This window comes from Burkholderia sp. 9779_493 (genome assembly GCF_015712215.1).
GTDB lineage: Bacteria > Pseudomonadota > Gammaproteobacteria > Burkholderiales > Burkholderiaceae > Burkholderia > Burkholderia cenocepacia.
Map to the genome: position 1 here is coordinate 1 of NZ_JACCQA010000007.1, position 16,517 is coordinate 16,517.

Sequence of the window (16,517 nt, forward strand, 5' to 3'; positions counted from 1 at the left end):
CCATCGCCGTGGCCGCCACCATGGCCATGACCACCGCCGTCACCGTCGCCATCGCCGTGGCCGCCACCATGGCCGTGACCACCGCCATCACCATCGCCGCCACCACCGTGCCCACCGCCACCTGAGGTGCCGCCACCGGAAGTGCCTCCACCGGAAGTGCCGCCACCTGAGGTGCCGCCGCCTGAAGTGCCGCCGCCTGAAGTGCCGCCGCCCGAAGTGCCGCCACCCGAAGTGCCTCCGCCCGAGGTGCCGCCACCTGAGGTGCCGCCACCGGAAGTACCACCACCGGAAGTACCACCACCGGAAGTGCCGCCACCGGAAGTGCCGCCACCCGAACCACCGTTACCCGACGCATTGCCTCCGCGGCCCGTGCCGCTCGTACTGCCTGAAGTTCCACCTGTCGTTCCACCGACACCGGCGGGCCCGACGGCCCCGTTCCCGTTATTTCCGCCGCTACCGGTCCCGTTGCCACTGCCATTACCGGTGCCGCTGCCGCTTCCATTCCCATTACCGCTGCCGCTCGCACCGGCCCCGCTGTTGCCGACGCCCCGACCGGCATAAACGTGCACCGCGCACGCGGCCGGATTGGCGGCGCACGGCGAGGCATTCTCGACCAGCGTCATGATGGTGTCCGCGCTGGCGTTCGCGGCGGACGCGGTGTCGGGCGTGGTGTTTTGTGCGACGGCATACGAGCAGCAGCACGCAAACGCGGCCGCGGCCAGCAAGGTTGCACGAGGGCGCCGTCCCGCCGCGCGGAACGGTTGTTTCGTCTTATGCATCATGGCCTCCCCATGCGCGCGATGCCTCGTTGCCGCGCGACTATTCACGTGTGGTGCAGGGGGGCTTAAAAGATTCGTTGTCCTATCGTCAGCCGATGACCTCCTGGCCAGCGCTTGACGCTAGCCGCGAACGCGGATCGGCACGCGGGCCCGCCGTGCGCATCCCACTCTGCGAGATTCGTGCCATCGGCCGCGCGGGGCCGTGGCGCAAGGCGGGCGCAGTCGCGTGACCACGCATGCAACGTCGTTGGGGAGGGTTTTGTTTCCGGAATGAAACGTCGGGGCGTCGTTCAGCGCGCCGGCGCGTCGGCCGCGCGCTGCCAGCGGTGAAACAGGATCGACGCGATCCAGCAGACGAGGAACAGCGCGACGATGCCGTAGCCGATCGAGCCGAAGCGTTCGCCGAGCGCATCGAGCGTGTCGCGCACGGGGCCCGTCAGCGACAGCTTTTCGGCCAGCAGTCCGGCTGCCTCGATCCCGCCGATCGCCAGCGCGACGGCAGCCGACACGAACGTGATGCTCGCGTTGTAGAGCAGCTTGCGCTGCGGATCGTCCATCGCCCAGCCGTATGCGTGAATCATCAGCACGTTGTCGGTCGAGTCGATCAGCGTCATGCCGGCCGTGAACAGCGCGGGAAACAGCATGACCGTATAGATCGGCAGCCCCTGGCTCGCCTGCGCGGCGGCAATCGCGAGCAGGCCGATTTCGGTTGCAGTATCGAAACCGAGCCCGAACAGCACGCCGACCGGGTACATGTGCCAGCTCTTCGACACGAACCGGAACAGCGGGCGCAGCAGCCGCGATACGAGGCCGGCGGGGCGATGATCATGCGCGCCGTCGTGCGCGGGCGCGGATACGCCGCGATAGCGTCGCCACACGTCGCGCAGGATCATCAGGTTCACGCACGCGAGCACCAGCAGGAACGTGGCCGATACCGCCGTGCCGATCGTGCCGCCGATATCGCGGAACGCATCGAACCGGTCGCGCAGCGCGAACGCAGTCAGCGCGATGCCGAGCGTCGCGGCGATCACGATCGTCGAATGGCCGAGCGAGAAGAACAGGCCGACGCTCACCGGACGCTGGCCGTCCTGCATCAGCTTGCGCGTCGCGACGTCGATCGCGGCGATGTGATCCGCGTCGACCGCGTGACGTAGCCCGAGCCCGTACGCGATCGCCGCGGTGCCGAGCAGCAGCGGATGATCGCGCAGCACCGCGAGCGCCCACAGCCAGACGGCGACGTTCGCGGCGATCAGGCCGGCATAGAGAGTCAGCAGGCGGCGCAGGGCAGGGGTGGGCGGCATCGGGCGGGTTCCATCGGACGAATCGCGATCCATTGTGGCACGCGAAAAAAATGTCCGGCGTGCCGATCAAAAAGCCGCGCACGCCGTGGTGCGCCGGATGAAAAAAAGGCCCGTCCGGAACCGGACGGGCCTTGCGTGCCTGCGACAGCGCGCGGGCGAACGGCGCTTACTTCGTCTTCGCGCTGATCACGCCTTCCGATACGTTGGCCGGCGTTTCCGCGTACTGCTTGAACTCCATCGTGTACGTCGCGCGGCCCTGCGTGGCCGAGCGCAGCGACGTCGAATAGCCGAACATCTCCGCGAGCGGCACTTCGGCGCGCACGAGCTTGCCGCCGCCGCCCGCGATGTCCTCCATCCCCTGCACGATGCCGCGCCGGCTGGACAGGTCGCCCATCACGTTGCCCATGAACTCCTCGGGCGTCTCGACCTCGACGGCCATCATCGGCTCGAGCAGCACCGGCTTCGCCTTGCGCATCGCTTCCTTGAACGCCATCGAGCCGGCCATCCGGAACGCGTTTTCGTTCGAGTCGACGTCGTGGTACGAACCGAACGTCAGGTGCACCTTCACGTCGACGACCGGGTAGCCCGCGAGCACGCCGCTCTTCAGCGTCTCGGTGATGCCCTTGTCGACGGCCGGGATGAACTCGCGCGGAATCACGCCGCCCTTGATCTCGTCGAGGAACTCGTAGCCCTTGCCCGGGTTCGGCTCGAGCGTGATCACCGCATGACCGTACTGGCCGCGCCCGCCCGACTGCTTGACGAACTTGCCTTCGACGTCGGCCGCCGTCGTGCGCACCGTTTCGCGATACGCGACCTGCGGCTTGCCGACCGTCGCCTCGACGCCGAACTCGCGCTTCATCCGGTCGACCAGGATTTCGAGGTGGAGCTCGCCCATCCCCGAAATGATCGTCTGGCCGGACTCTTCGTCGGTCTGCACGCGGAACGACGGATCTTCCTGCGCGAGACGGTTCAGCGCGAGGCCCATCTTTTCCTGGTCGGCCTTCGTCTTCGGCTCGACGGCCTGCGAGATCACCGGTTCCGGGAATTCCATCTTTTCCAGGATGATCGGCTTGGCCGGATCGCACAGCGTGTCGCCGGTGGTCGCTTCCTTCAGACCGACGGCCGCCGCGATGTCGCCCGCGCGCACTTCCTTGATTTCCTTGCGCTCGTTCGCGTGCATCTGCAGGATCCGGCCGAGCCGCTCCTTCTTGTCCTTCGTCGCGTTGAGCACCGTGTCGCCCGACTCGACGACGCCCGAATACACGCGGAAGAAGATCAGCTGGCCGACGAACGGGTCGGTCATGATCTTGAACGCGAGCGACGAGAACGGCTCGTCATCGCTCGGATGACGTTCCGCCGGCTTTTCCGGATCGGCGAAGTCGTGGCCGAGGATCGCGGGCACGTCGACCGGCGACGGCAGGTAGTCGATCACCGCGTCGAGCATCGCCTGCACGCCCTTGTTCTTGAACGCGCTGCCGCACAGCATCGGCACGATCTCGTTCGCGATCGTGCGCTTGCGCAGCGCGGCCTTGATCTCGTCCTCGGTCAGCGATTCATGGTCGTGCAGATACTTCTCGAGCAGTTCCTCGCTCGCTTCGGCCGCGGCCTCGACCATCTTCTCGCGCCATTCGTGCGCGAGCTCGACGAGGTTCGCGGGGATGTCCTCGTAGGTGAACTTCACGCCCTGGCTTTCGTCGTCCCACACGATCGCCTTCATCTTCACGAGATCGACGACGCCCTGGAAATGGTCTTCCGCGCCGATCGGAATCTGGATCGGCACGGCGACGCCTTTCAGGCGCTCGCCGATCTGCTTCTGCACGCGGAAGAAGTCGGCGCCGATCCGGTCCATCTTGTTGACGAACGCGATGCGCGGCACCTTGTACTTGTTCGCCTGGCGCCACACGGTTTCCGATTGCGGCTGCACGCCGCCGACCGAGTCGTAGACCATGCACGCGCCGTCGAGCACGCGCATCGAGCGCTCGACCTCGATCGTGAAGTCGACGTGCCCGGGCGTATCGATGATGTTGATCCGGTGTTCCGGATAGTTGCCGGCCATGCCCTTCCAGAAGGCCGTGGTCGCGGCCGACGTGATCGTGATGCCGCGTTCCTGCTCCTGCTCCATCCAGTCCATCGTGGCCGCGCCGTCGTGCACTTCACCGATCTTGTGGCTCACGCCGGTGTAAAACAGGATGCGCTCGGTCGTCGTGGTCTTGCCGGCATCGATGTGAGCGCTGATCCCGATATTTCGATAGCGCTCGATGGGGGTTTTGCGGGGCACGTGAACCTCCTGGTGGTTCGGATCGTAAGCGGGCCGTCTGATTGGGTGCCGGCCCGGGCTGGAACTAGCGAGATTTAAAGGATAGCGCTTGTCCGTGGCTTTTGCAGATGCGGGCAGCGGGTGCCGAATCAAGGCGGGCGCCGCCGGCGGGCGAAAAAAAACCGGCGCCCGACGACAAATGACGGGCGGCCGGCTTTCGGTCGGTGCGCGGCGCGGTGCCGCCGCGCGCGCCGGGGCGGTTACTGGGCCCGCGGCAGGCCGTCGAGCTTCATGCCGGGCTTGATGCCCTTCGCGGCGAACCAGCCCTTGCTCATTTCGAGCGCATAGACGCCGTTGTTGCGCGGGCAGTGGTTGTCGGTGGTTTCCGCGCGCATCTCGTCGATGTCGGTGATCGTGCCGTCGGCACGGATGAACGCGATCGACAGCGGAATCAGCGTGTTCTTCATCCAGAAGCAGTGCACGGCGTTCTCGTTGAAGACGAACAGCATGCCTTCGTTCGGCGCGAGCTGCGAACGGTACATCAGCCCCTGTTCGCGGTCGGCGTCGTTCGCGGCGACGGCCGCGTCGATCACGTACATGCCGGCGCGCAGCTTCACGCGCGGGAACTCGCTCGGCTGCTTGGCGCCGGACGGCACTTGCGCGCCGGCGGCCTGCATGCCGAGCGCGAGGACGGCGAGCGCGGCGGGAAACACGGCGGCACGCGCAAGGCGGCCGAGCGACGGGCGCAGGGAGAAGTGCACAGCATGGCTCCTGTCTGGAAAACAAGACCCGCATGGTACGCGATGCGCGCCGGCGGGCACAAAAAAGAAAAAGGCAGATCGCCTTGCGGTGATCTGCCTTTCAACGCCGTAAGAACGGCAAGACTGCGTGTTCTTGACTGCGTTATTACAGCTTGCTTACTTAGTTCGAAGCAGCTGCCGGTGCTGCTGCGTCGCTTGCTGCAGCCTTCTTCGATGCCTTGTGGTGCTTCTTGGCAGCGTGGTGCTTCTTGGCAGCGTGCTTAGCCGGTGCCGAAGCAGCTTCTGCTGCTGCCGGAGCAGCTTCCGGAGCCGAAGCTTGTGCGAAAGCAGCCGTTGCGAAGAGGCCAGCGACCAGAGCGGCGATCAGTTTGTTCATGTTGTGTTCCTCAGCTTTAGTTAATTAACCAAATGACCCGGCAATAGGAGTCATGTCGTCTAACGGTGCCATCCACCTTTCGGTTGACAGACGCTTCGAGAAATTTCTCTTTGCGCTGCGGGCGCCGAATCGTATTCGAATAAAACGTCGCTTTCGTGACGCAAACACGGGTTCGGCTGCCAATGCCGGATAGCTAAGGTTGGCATCTGCGTGGTTTAACGCACGATCTCCGCAGGCGGTTGACGAAAAAGATGACGAAAAATTCGCGCGTCCCGGATGCGTCATCCGGCGGGCGCGAAACCGTCCCATGGCGCGCGCGGCGGCAGGGCAATTGTTTCGCCTGGCGCAATGCCGAGCGCGAATATATCGAGTGCGCCGATGCCGACGCGCACGAGGCGCAACGTCGGAAACCCGACGGCTGCCGTCATCCGGCGCACCTGCCGGTTCTTGCCCTCGGTGATCGCCAGCTCGATCCACGTGGTAGGAATCGCGGCGCGGTAGCGGATCGGCGGGTTGCGCGGCCACAGCGTGTCGGGCGGCTCGATGAATTCGGCGCGGCACGGGCGGGTCACGTAGTCGCCGAGGTCGACGCCGCGGGCGAGCGCCTTCAGGTCGGCCGGCCCGGGTGCGCCGTCGACCTGCGCCCAGTAGCGCTTCACCAGTTTGTGGCGCGGCTCCGCGATGCGCGCCTGCAGCGCGCCGTCGTCGGTGAGCAGCAGCAGCCCCTCGCTGTCCGCGTCGAGCCGGCCGGCTGCGTACACGCCGGGCGTTTTGACCCAGTCGCCGAGCGAGGGCCGCGTCTCGTGCGCGGAAAACTGGCAAATCGTGCCGAACGGCTTGTTGAGGGCGATGAGGTTCATGGCAGGGCGCCCGCCCGGCGCACCGCGGGAGGCGGGAGCGGGCGGTCTATGGCAAATGGCGGAATCTTAATGCATAATACGGAACGGCAAGTCCTCTGTCTTATATAAGACATAAGTGAGGTCTTGATACGCAGTGCCGCGGTTCACGCCGAAGTGCCCGGTTGGGGCGCTAGAATAGCGGCTCGCTGTTGCCGTCACGGGGTGGCCATGCCGCGCCCCCGCCGCGCGCGCAGCTTCGACCAGCATCACCTGCTCAGCCACGTCACTGGAGTCGATCATGCCGTATCAGCACATCAAGGTTCCGGAGGGCGGTGACAAGATCACCGTCAACAAGGACTTCTCGCTCAACGTTTCCGATCAGCCGATCATTCCCTATATTGAAGGCGACGGTACGGGCTTCGATATCACGCCGGTCATGATCAAGGTCGTCGACGCGGCGGTCGCGCACGCGTACAAGGGCAAGCGCAAGATCCACTGGATGGAGATCTTCGCGGGCGAGAAGGCGACCAAGGTGTACGGTCCGGACGTGTGGCTGCCGGACGAAACGCTGCAGGTCCTGAAGGAATACGTGGTGTCGATCAAGGGGCCGCTCACGACCCCGGTCGGCGGCGGCATCCGTTCGCTGAACGTCGCGCTGCGCCAAGAGCTCGATCTCTACGTGTGCCTGCGCCCCGTCCAGTACTTCAAGGGCGTGCCGTCGCCGGTGCGCGAGCCGCAGAAGATCGACATGGTGATCTTCCGCGAGAACTCGGAAGACATCTACGCGGGCATCGAATGGGCCGCGGGCTCCGAGCAGGCGAAGAAGGTGATCAAGTTCCTGCAGGACGAGATGGGCGTGAAGAAGATCCGCTTCCCGGAAACCTCCGGGATCGGCGTGAAGCCCGTGTCGACGGAAGGCACCGAGCGGCTCGTGCGCAAGGCGATCCAGTACGCGATCGACAACGATCGCAAGTCGGTCACGCTGGTGCACAAGGGCAACATCATGAAGTTCACGGAAGGCCTGTTCCGTGACGCCGGCTACGCGCTCGCGCAGAAGGAATTCGGCGGCGAGCTGATCGATGGCGGCCCGTGGATGCGCGTGAAGAACCCGAAGACGGGTAACGAGATCGTGATCAAGGATTCGATCGCCGACGCGTTCCTGCAGCAGATCCTGCTGCGCCCGGCCGAATACGACGTGATCGCGACGCTGAACCTGAACGGCGACTACATCTCCGATGCGCTGGCCGCGCAGGTCGGCGGCATCGGGATCGCGCCGGGCGCGAACCTGTCGGATTCGGTCGCGATGTTCGAGGCGACGCACGGCACGGCGCCGAAGTACGCGGGCAAGGATTACGTGAACCCGGGTTCCGAGATCCTGTCGGCGGAAATGATGCTGCGCCACCTCGGCTGGACGGAAGCAGCCGACACGATCATCGCCGCGATGGAGAAGTCGATCCTGCAGAAGCGCGTCACGTACGACTTCGCGCGCCTGATGGAAGGCGCGACGCAGGTGTCGTGCTCCGGCTTCGGCGAAGTGCTGATCGAGAACATGTAAGACCCCTTCCGGGGTGGGCCGGCACGTTGCCGGCCGCCCCGGCGCTGACTGCCGGCGCCGGAGCGTTTCGTGGATGGCAGGTTTGTTGGCAGGGCGGTCCGGCATGCGGGCCGCGGCGCCGCGATGCGGCCCGCAAGCCCTGCAAGGTAGAACATGACGGCCCTCGCAACACCTCCGCCGGGCTGAGCCGGCGCACCCCTTTCGCGATCGACCCGGTCGCTCCCCGCCGGTTACCGCCGGCGCTCTTCAGTCCCACCATTACGTAGCAATGCTTTGACCACCATGTCCACTTCGCCCAAGATCATCTACACCCTCACCGACGAAGCGCCGGCGCTCGCGACCTATTCGCTGCTGCCGATCGTCAAGGCCTTCACGCGTTCGTCCGGCGTCGCCGTCGAAACGCGCGACATCTCGCTCGCCGGCCGCATCATCGCGGCATTCGCAGACGTCCTGCCGTCGGAGCAGAAGGGTTCCGACGATCTGGCGGAGCTGGGCCAGCTCACGCTGAAGCCGGAAGCGAACATCATCAAGCTGCCGAACATCAGCGCATCGGTGCCGCAGCTGAAGGCCGCGATCGCCGAATTGCAGGCGCAGGGCTACGCGCTGCCGGCCTATCCGGAAGATCCGTCGACGGATGAAGAGAAGGCCGTCAAGGCGCGCTACGACAAGATCAAGGGCAGCGCGGTGAACCCGGTGCTGCGCGAAGGCAACTCCGACCGCCGCGCGCCGCTGTCGGTCAAGAACTACGCACGCAAGCATCCGCACAAGATGGGCGCGTGGAAGTCCACGTCGAAGGCCCACGTCGCGCACATGAGCGAAGGCGACTTCTACGGCAGCGAGAAGTCGGCGCTGATCGCCGAGGCCGGCAGCGTGAAGATCGAACTCACGACGACCGACGGCGCGAAGAAGGTGCTGAAGGAAAAGACGGCCGTGAAGGCCGGTGAAGTGATCGACGCATCGGTGATGAGCCGCAACGCGCTGCGCAGCTTCATCGAAGCGCAGATCGCCGATGCGAAGGCGCAGGACGTGCTGTTCTCGGTGCACCTGAAGGCGACCATGATGAAGGTCTCGGACCCGATCCTGTTCGGTCACTTCGTGTCGGTGTTCTACCGCGACGCGCTCACGAAGCACGCGGACGTGCTGGCGAAGGCCGGCTTCAATCCGAACAACGGGATCGGCGACCTGTACGCGCGCCTGAAGGACCTGCCGGCCGACACGCGCGAAGCGATCGAGGCCGACGTCAAGGCCGAGTACGCGGTGCGCCCGCGCCTCGCGATGGTCAACTCGGACAAGGGCATCACGAACCTGCACGTGCCGAGCGACGTGATCGTCGATGCATCGATGCCGGCGATGATCCGCGATTCGGGCGGCATGTGGGGCCCGGACGGTCAACTGTACGACGCGAAGGCCGTGATTCCGGACCGCTGCTACGCAGGCGTGTACCAGGCCGTGATCGAGGACTGCAAGCAGCACGGCGCGTTCGATCCGGTCACGATGGGCAGCGTGCCGAACGTCGGCCTGATGGCGCAGGCGGCCGAAGAATACGGTTCGCACGACAAGACGTTCCAGATCCCGGCGGACGGCGTCGTGCGCGTCACCGACGAAGCCGGCAACGTGCTGCTCGAGCACGCGGTCGAGGCGGGCGACATCTGGCGCATGTGCCAGACGAAGGACGCACCGGTGCAGGACTGGGTCAAGCTCGCGGTCAACCGCGCCCGCGCGACCGGCGCCCCGGCCGTGTTCTGGCTCGATCCGGCGCGCGCGCACGATGCGCAGATCATCGCGAAGGTCGAACGCTACCTGAAGGATCACGACACGAACGGCCTCGACATCCGGATCATGACGCCGGTCGACGCCACGCGTTTCTCGCTCGAGCGCATCCGCGCGGGCAAGGACACGATCTCGGTCACCGGCAACGTGCTGCGCGATTACCTGACCGACCTGTTCCCGATCATGGAACTCGGCACCAGCGCGAAGATGCTGTCGATCGTGCCGCTGATGGCCGGCGGCGGGATGTTCGAAACGGGGGCGGGCGGCTCCGCGCCGAAGCACGTGCAGCAGTTCGTCGAGGAAGGCTTCCTGCGCTGGGATTCGCTCGGCGAATTCCTCGCGCTGGCCGCGTCGCTCGAGCACCTCGGCAACGCGTACCAGAACCCGAAGGCGCTCGTGCTCGCGAAGACGCTCGACCAGGCAACCGGCAAGTTCCTGGACGAGAACAAGTCGCCGGCGCGCAAGGTCGGCGGCCTCGACAACCGCGGCAGCCACTTCTACCTGTGCCTGTACTGGGCGCAGGCATTGGCCGAGCAGACCGAGGACGCCGCGCTGAAGGCGCAGTTCGAGGGCGTGGCGAAGGCGCTGTCCGACAACGAAGCGCGCATCCTGGAAGAACTGGCGGCCGCGCAGGGCAAGCCGCAGGCGATCGGCGGCTACTACCGTCCGAACGTCGAGCTGACGAGCCAGGCCATGCGCCCGAGCGCGACGCTGAACGGCATCGTCGACGCGGTCGCCTGACGCCGGGCGCGCACTCGCGCGAGCCGATGCGCGTGTCGACGCGGCGCGGTCAGCCGTTCGCCGCCCGACATCCAATGAAAACGCCCCGGTCGCCCGGGGCGTTTTTCGTTGCAGGCGTGCCATTCAGACGTGAACGATTTCCCATTCGGCGATTTCGTGCGGCACTTCGAGCGTTGCAGTGTCGAGTTCGGACAGTTGCTCGCAGTCGCCGCGGGAGATGTGGTCGGCCGCCACTTCGGGGCACGAGAATGCGCCGAGCAGGGCGTTGCCGAACGTCGCTTCCCAGCCGCCGTTACCCGGCAGGATGTAGAACGACCCGAGCGCTGAACCAAAGCGAAATCCCTTCATTTCCGTTCTCCCTTTCTGATGACGAGCGATTCTGTTGTGCCGCCTGCCGGCTCGGCCGGCTGTGGCCCGACTGGCTGCCTGCGCCGCGTTCCGTGTCGGACCGTCGTGGCGAAGCGTCAGTGCATGGAACAAAGTCTACGTCCGCGACCCGCCCGGATGGTGCATGTAGAACGGCTTCTCGAAACAAAAATTCTCTTTTAAAAACAAATAATTATTTCGAGCATTTTGTATTGCGGAACGTTTTTCGGCATCGCGAAACGGGAAATTTGTGCCCTGCACCACGAATTTTTATAACGCAGTGACTTGTTCCGCATCGTGAAAAATTAACGGGTTTGCGGATCGTCGATGCAGCGGGTGGAAACGTGGGGGCGGGCGCAACGCGCATGGGGACGGCGGACGAGGAGCGACCGCTGGCGAAGCGCCGCTCGGCGATGCCTAGCGTGGCGCCGCATCCGGCACGGTGGCGATGCTCGCTGCGGCGTATCGCCGCCCGCCCGGCGACGGCGTTTTCCGATCCGGCCCTGCGGTTATGATGACGCGACCGCCGCGGCTGTCGCGCGGCGCTGCATGAACAACGAGGATCGATTGATGAGACGGAGAACTTTCCTGTCGCGTGCCGTCGGTGTCGCGGCCGCATCGCTGTTCGCGCGCACCGCGTGGGCGCAGCATGCCGGTCACGCGGGCATGGCCGGCATGGATGCGATGGACGACATGGCGGGCATGTCGGGGATGTCGGCGCACGCGCAGCACGGCCAGCCCGCGCCGGCCGCGCTGGCGGCCGCCGACGCGCTGCCGGCCGGCGCGCCGCTCGCGACGTTGCGCACGCTGGCCAACGAAAGCCGCGAGCCCGGCACGTTCCGGGCCACGCTGGTTGCTCAACCGGTGGCGCGACCGCTGCTGCACGGCGCGCGGCCGACCTTGTTCTGGCAGTTCGGCGCAGGCACGCAAGGCCCCGTCGTCGGCCCGCTGATCGACGTGCGCGAGGGCGATACGGTCGAGATCAGGTTCGTCAACAAGCTGCCGCAGCCGTCGACGATTCACTGGCACGGCCTGCCTGTGCCGCCCGACCAGGACGGCAATCCGTCCGATCCCGTCGCGCCCGGCGCGTCGCGCGTGTATCGCTTCACGCTGCCGAAGGGCAGCGCCGGTACCTATTGGTACCACCCGCATCCGCACATGATGACCGCCGAGCAGGTGTTCCGCGGGCTGGCGGGCCCGTTCGTCGTGCGCGCCGCGGACGATCCGCTTGCCGGCTGGCCCGAGCGCCACTTGTTCGTGTCGGACCTGAAGCTTGCACGCGACGGCACGATTGCGCCGAACGACATGATGGACTGGATGAACGGCCGTGAAGGCCAGTTCGTGCTGGTCAACGGCGCGCGCCGGCCGCGCGTCGACGTCGCGGGTGACGAACGCTGGCGGGTCTGGAACGCGTGCAGCGCGCGCTACCTGCGCATCGCGTTCGACGACGGCCGCGCGTTCGAGCACGTGGGCACCGACGGCGGGTTGTTCGACGCGCCGCGGCGCGTGACGTCGCTGCTGATCGCCCCGGGCGAGCGTGCGGAACTGCTGGTGCGTGCCGGCGACCGCGCGTCGCGCGCGGTGCTGCAGGCGGCCGAGTACGACCGCCGCAAGATGGCGATGTCGCACGACGCCGGCCACGGCAGCCTGCCGCCCGATCCGGCGCTGGCGCTGGCCGATGTCGCGTTCGCGCCCGCCGAGGCCCGCGCGCTGCCTGCCACGTTGCGCGCGGTGGCGCCGCTGGGCGAACCGGTGGCGCACAAGACGGTCGCGTTCGGCGAGGAAATGGACATGGACGCGATGATGAAGGGCGCGGCGCACGGCCGGCCGGCGGGCATGCGCTTCACGATCAACGGCGACACCTACGCGCCGCACCGTGCGACGCTGACGAGCCGGCGCGGCGACGTCGAGCGCTGGGAGATCCGCAATACGACGGACATGGACCATCCGTTCCATCTGCACGGCACGCAGTTCCAGGTGATCGAGCGGGCGTCGGCCGGTTCGCGCACGAGCGAACCGTTCCGCGCGTGGCGCGATACCGTGAACGTGCGCAGCGGTGAAACCGTGTCGATTCTGGTCACCCAAGACATGCCCGGCGAGCGCATGTTTCACTGCCACATTCTCGAACACGAGGATCTCGGGATGATGGGGACGCTGAAGGTCGTGTAACGAAGCCGCGAAACTGTTTCACGTGCGGAGTCGATATCCGATCTGCGCGCGTGACAAGACAATGCGTGTTCAATTATCGGGATTGAACGAAAAGGCCGGCCAATCGATTATCGATTGGCCGGCCACAAAAAAAGAAACCCGGCGCAAATGCGCCGGGTTTCTTCGTCAGATATCCGATGCCTTATACGGCCTGGATGTTCGACGCTTGCTTGCCCTTCGGCCCTTGGACGACGTCAAAGCTCACCTTCTGGCCTTCCTTCAGCGTCTTGAAGCCATTCATGGTGATAGCCGAGAAGTGCGCAAACAGATCCTCACCGCCCTCATCGGGAGTGATGAAACCGAAGCCCTTCGCGTCGTTGAACCACTTAACGATACCAGTTGCCATTTCCTACTTCCCCTGTCACACAGTCGCTGCTACTTACCACGAGCACGCTCGAAAAGCTAAACGACCGGAAAATGCAGCCGTTCCCCCCTCACAAGCTCACCTCGGCCTCTTTCGTTTCGCCAACCGGCAAATTGAAAAAAGTGCCAGCTTGATTGTTGGCGCTCTTTATTGGAGTGTCAAGTGGAATTTTTAGACGTTTAGAGGGTCGTTGTAAAGAACCCATTTTCAGGGTTTTTCCGGCTTTGCTTTGCAGCATGCGGCCAAGCGCGGGGGCTTGAAAAGCCGCATAATCGGCTCATATACCAGGCTCGAGTGACACGCGTTCGAGTCGTCCCGGCTTGTGGGATACTGGATGCGGACACGACGTTCCGGTGCGATTCCCCCTGACGGTTCGTGTTCCGCGCCATGCGTGAAAGCCGGCACCGCAGCCGGCTTTCGTATGGCGCGAAGACGAGCGCGTGTTCCGGGATACCGGGGAGGGCGCCGGCCGGTCGGTCGGGTAATGGCAGGATTGCGGGCCTGTCCGAGTTGTTTAGAATGGGTGTATGGCGATTATCCCGGACAAGCAGGACAGTACCGTCCTGGAACGCAAGCAGCAGAAGCTCAAGCCGCCTTCGATGTACAAGGTGGTGCTGCTCAACGACGACTTCACGCCGATGGAGTTCGTCGTGATGGTGGTCCAGGAGTATTTCAAGAAGGATCGCGAGACGGCCACGCAGATCATGCTGAAGGTCCATCGCGAAGGGCGAGGGGTTTGTGGGGTCTATACGCGGGACATCGCGTCGACCAAGGTTGAGCAAGTCGTTACCCATGCGCGGCAGGCAGGGCATCCGCTGCAGTGCGTGATGGAGGAAGCATGATTGCCCAGGAATTGGAAGTCAGCCTGCACATGGCGTTCATGGAAGCACGCCAGGCGCGCCATGAGTTCATTACGGTCGAGCATCTGCTGCTGGCCCTGCTGGATAATCCGACGGCAGCCGAGGTGTTGCGCGCGTGCGCGGCCAACATCGAGGACCTGCGTCAGAACCTGCGCAATTTCATCCACGACAACACACCTACCGTCCCGGGCACCGACGATGTCGATACCCAGCCGACGCTCGGTTTCCAGCGTGTGATCCAGCGCGCGATCATGCACGTCCAGTCGACGTCGAACGGCAAGAAGGAAGTCACCGGCGCGAACGTGCTGGTCGCGATCTTCGGCGAGAAGGATTCGCACGCCGTGTACTACCTGCAGCAGCAGGGCGTCACGCGCCTCGACGTGGTGAACTTCATTTCGCACGGCATCGCGAAGACGAACAACGGCGAAGCCGCGAAGTCGACCGACGCGAACGCGGAAAGCGAAGACGCGAATGCGCAGAAGGAAACGCCGCTCGCGCAGTTCACGCAGAACCTGAACCAGATGGCGAAGGACGGCCGCATCGATCCGCTGATCGGTCGCGAGCCCGAGGTCGAGCGCGTCGTGCAGGTGCTGTGCCGTCGCCGCAAGAACAACCCGCTGCTCGTCGGCGAAGCCGGCGTCGGCAAGACCGCGATCGCCGAAGGGCTCGCGTATCGGATCACGCGCGGCGAAGTGCCGGACATCCTCGCGAACGCGCAGGTGTACTCGCTCGACATGGGCGCGCTGCTCGCGGGCACCAAGTATCGCGGCGATTTCGAGCAGCGCCTGAAGACGGTGCTCAAAGAGCTGAAGGAGCGCCCGCACGCGATCCTGTTCATCGACGAAATCCATACGCTGATCGGCGCGGGCGCCGCGTCGGGCGGCACGCTCGATGCGTCGAACCTGCTGAAGCCGGCGTTGTCGTCGGGCACGCTCAAGTGCATCGGCGCGACGACGTTCACCGAATATCGCGGCATCTTCGAAAAGGATGCGGCGCTGTCGCGGCGCTTCCAGAAGGTCGACGTGACGGAGCCGAGCGTCGAGCAGACGGTCGCGATCCTGCGCGGGCTGAAGTCGCGCTTCGAGGAGCATCACGGCGTCAAGTACTCGTCGGGCGCCCTATCGGCCGCGGCCGAGCTGTCGGCGCGCTTCATCACCGACCGTCACCTGCCGGACAAGGCGATCGACGTGATCGACGAGGCCGGCGCCGCGCAGCGCATCCTGCCGAAGTCGAAGCAGAAGAAGACGATCGGCAAGAGCGAGATCGAGGAAATCATCTCGAAGATCGCGCGCGTGCCGGCGCAAAGCGTGTCGCAGGACGATCGCAGCAAGTTGCAGACGCTCGACCGCGACCTGAAGAGCGTCGTGTTCGGCCAGGATCCGGCGATCGACGCGCTCGCGGCCTCGATCAAGATGGCGCGTGCGGGTCTCGGCAAGATGGACAAGCCGATCGGCGCGTTCCTGTTCTCCGGCCCGACGGGCGTCGGCAAGACCGAAGTGGCGCGCCAGCTCGCGTTCACGCTCGGCATCGAGCTGATCCGCTTCGACATGTCGGAATACATGGAGCGTCACGCGGTGAGCCGGTTGATCGGCGCGCCGCCGGGCTACGTCGGGTTCGACCAGGGCGGCCTGCTGACCGAAGCCGTCACGAAGAAGCCGCATTGCGTGCTGCTGCTCGACGAAATCGAGAAGGCGCATCCGGACATCTTCAACGTGCTGCTGCAGGTGATGGACCACGGCACGCTGACGGACAACAACGGCCGCAAGGCGGATTTCCGCAACGTCATCATCATCATGACGACGAACGCGGGCGCCGAGTCGATGCAGAAGGCGACGATCGGTTTCACGACGCGCCGCGAAACGGGCGACGAGATGACCGACATCAAGCGCCTGTTCACGCCGGAGTTCCGCAACCGCCTGGATGCGATCATCAGCTTCCGCTCGCTCGATGAGGAGATCATCATGCGCGTGGTCGACAAGTTCCTGATCCAGCTCGAGGAACAGCTGCACGAGAAGAAGGTCGACGCGCTCTTCACCGACGCGTTGCGCAAGCATCTCGCGAAGCACGGCTTCGACCCGCTGATGGGCGCGCGGCCGATGCAGCGGCTGATCCAGGACACGATCCGGCGTGCGCTGGCCGACGAACTGCTGTTCGGCAAGCTCCTCAACGGCGGCCACGTGACGGTCGACGTCGACGAAAGCGACAAGGTGCAGTTGTCGTTCGACAAGCTGGCGAATCCGCCGCACAAGCCGAACGAAGAGACGGTCGAAGTCGAGTAAGCGATAATTCGTTGTTCATGCGAACGGCGCGGGAAGGTCTCCGCGCCGTTTCGTTTTATCC

General features: G+C 65.1%; 13 protein-coding genes and 1 pseudogene. 5 read left to right on the plus strand and 9 right to left on the minus strand.

Going from position 1 to position 16,517, the window contains the following annotated elements; genetic code table 11:
* The 7 genes and pseudogenes from H0X95_RS35910 to H0X95_RS08790 all read right to left on the minus strand — a co-directional run.
* Positions 1-779 (minus strand): annotated as a pseudogene (locus tag H0X95_RS35910) (hypothetical protein); the annotation flags it as partial.
* Positions 780-1,069: 290 nt separating this feature from the next.
* Positions 1,070-2,080, minus strand: a complete 1,011-nt coding sequence (locus H0X95_RS08765; protein WP_006496148.1) for a HoxN/HupN/NixA family nickel/cobalt transporter — start codon at positions 2,078-2,080, stop codon at positions 1,070-1,072.
* Between the two features lie 166 nt (positions 2,081-2,246).
* On the minus strand, positions 2,247-4,358 hold the full coding sequence (fusA, locus tag H0X95_RS08770; protein ID WP_006496147.1) for an elongation factor G: 2,112 nt from the start codon (positions 4,356-4,358) through the stop codon (positions 2,247-2,249).
* Positions 4,359-4,597: 239 nt separating this feature from the next.
* Positions 4,598-5,098, minus strand: coding sequence for a DUF192 domain-containing protein (locus H0X95_RS08775; protein ID WP_006496146.1), 501 nt, complete (start codon positions 5,096-5,098; stop codon positions 4,598-4,600).
* A 160-nt stretch (positions 5,099-5,258) separates the two neighbouring features.
* Positions 5,259-5,474: a hypothetical protein gene (locus H0X95_RS08780; protein WP_011352970.1), complete on the minus strand. Its 216-nt coding sequence runs from the start codon at positions 5,472-5,474 to the stop codon at positions 5,259-5,261.
* A gap of 281 nt (positions 5,475-5,755) precedes the next feature.
* A complete protein-coding gene (locus tag H0X95_RS08785) occupies positions 5,756-6,334 on the minus strand; it encodes a pseudouridine synthase (protein ID WP_006490892.1) in 579 nt (192 codons plus the stop codon).
* 66 nt (positions 6,335-6,400) lie between these two features.
* Complete coding sequence (locus tag H0X95_RS08790) at positions 6,401-6,613, minus strand: hypothetical protein (RefSeq protein WP_034178370.1); 213 nt, start codon at positions 6,611-6,613, stop codon at positions 6,401-6,403.
* Here H0X95_RS08790 and icd point away from each other — a divergent pair.
* Positions 6,612-7,868 (plus strand): NADP-dependent isocitrate dehydrogenase, encoded by a 1,257-nt coding sequence (icd, locus tag H0X95_RS08795; RefSeq protein ID WP_006478026.1) that lies wholly within the window; start codon positions 6,612-6,614, stop codon positions 7,866-7,868. The genes H0X95_RS08790 and icd overlap by 2 nt on opposite strands.
* Before the next feature lie 282 nt (positions 7,869-8,150).
* Entirely contained in the window at positions 8,151-10,379 is a 2,229-nt protein-coding gene (locus H0X95_RS08800; RefSeq protein WP_006496145.1) for an NADP-dependent isocitrate dehydrogenase, read from the plus strand.
* 123 nt (positions 10,380-10,502) lie between these two features.
* Here H0X95_RS08800 and H0X95_RS08805 read toward each other — a convergent pair whose 3' ends face one another.
* Positions 10,503-10,727 (minus strand): hypothetical protein, encoded by a 225-nt coding sequence (locus H0X95_RS08805; RefSeq protein ID WP_006490888.1) that lies wholly within the window; start codon positions 10,725-10,727, stop codon positions 10,503-10,505.
* Positions 10,728-11,315: 588 nt separating this feature from the next.
* Here H0X95_RS08805 and H0X95_RS08810 point away from each other — a divergent pair.
* On the plus strand, positions 11,316-12,914 hold the full coding sequence (locus tag H0X95_RS08810; RefSeq protein ID WP_059721397.1) for a multicopper oxidase family protein: 1,599 nt from the start codon (positions 11,316-11,318) through the stop codon (positions 12,912-12,914).
* A gap of 181 nt (positions 12,915-13,095) precedes the next feature.
* On the opposite strand, the gene H0X95_RS08815 is transcribed toward H0X95_RS08810, so the two are convergent.
* Positions 13,096-13,299, minus strand: a complete 204-nt coding sequence (locus tag H0X95_RS08815) for a cold-shock protein (RefSeq protein ID WP_006488945.1) — start codon at positions 13,297-13,299, stop codon at positions 13,096-13,098.
* Positions 13,300-13,844: 545 nt separating this feature from the next.
* On the opposite strand from H0X95_RS08815, the gene clpS reads away from it, so the two are divergent.
* Positions 13,845-14,159: an ATP-dependent Clp protease adapter ClpS gene (clpS, locus tag H0X95_RS08820; protein ID WP_006398529.1), complete on the plus strand. Its 315-nt coding sequence runs from the start codon at positions 13,845-13,847 to the stop codon at positions 14,157-14,159.
* Positions 14,156-16,456, plus strand: coding sequence for an ATP-dependent Clp protease ATP-binding subunit ClpA (gene clpA, locus H0X95_RS08825; RefSeq protein ID WP_006496143.1), 2,301 nt, complete (start codon positions 14,156-14,158; stop codon positions 16,454-16,456). Before clpS ends, clpA begins: the two co-directional genes overlap by 4 nt.
* Positions 16,457-16,517 lie beyond the last annotated feature (61 nt).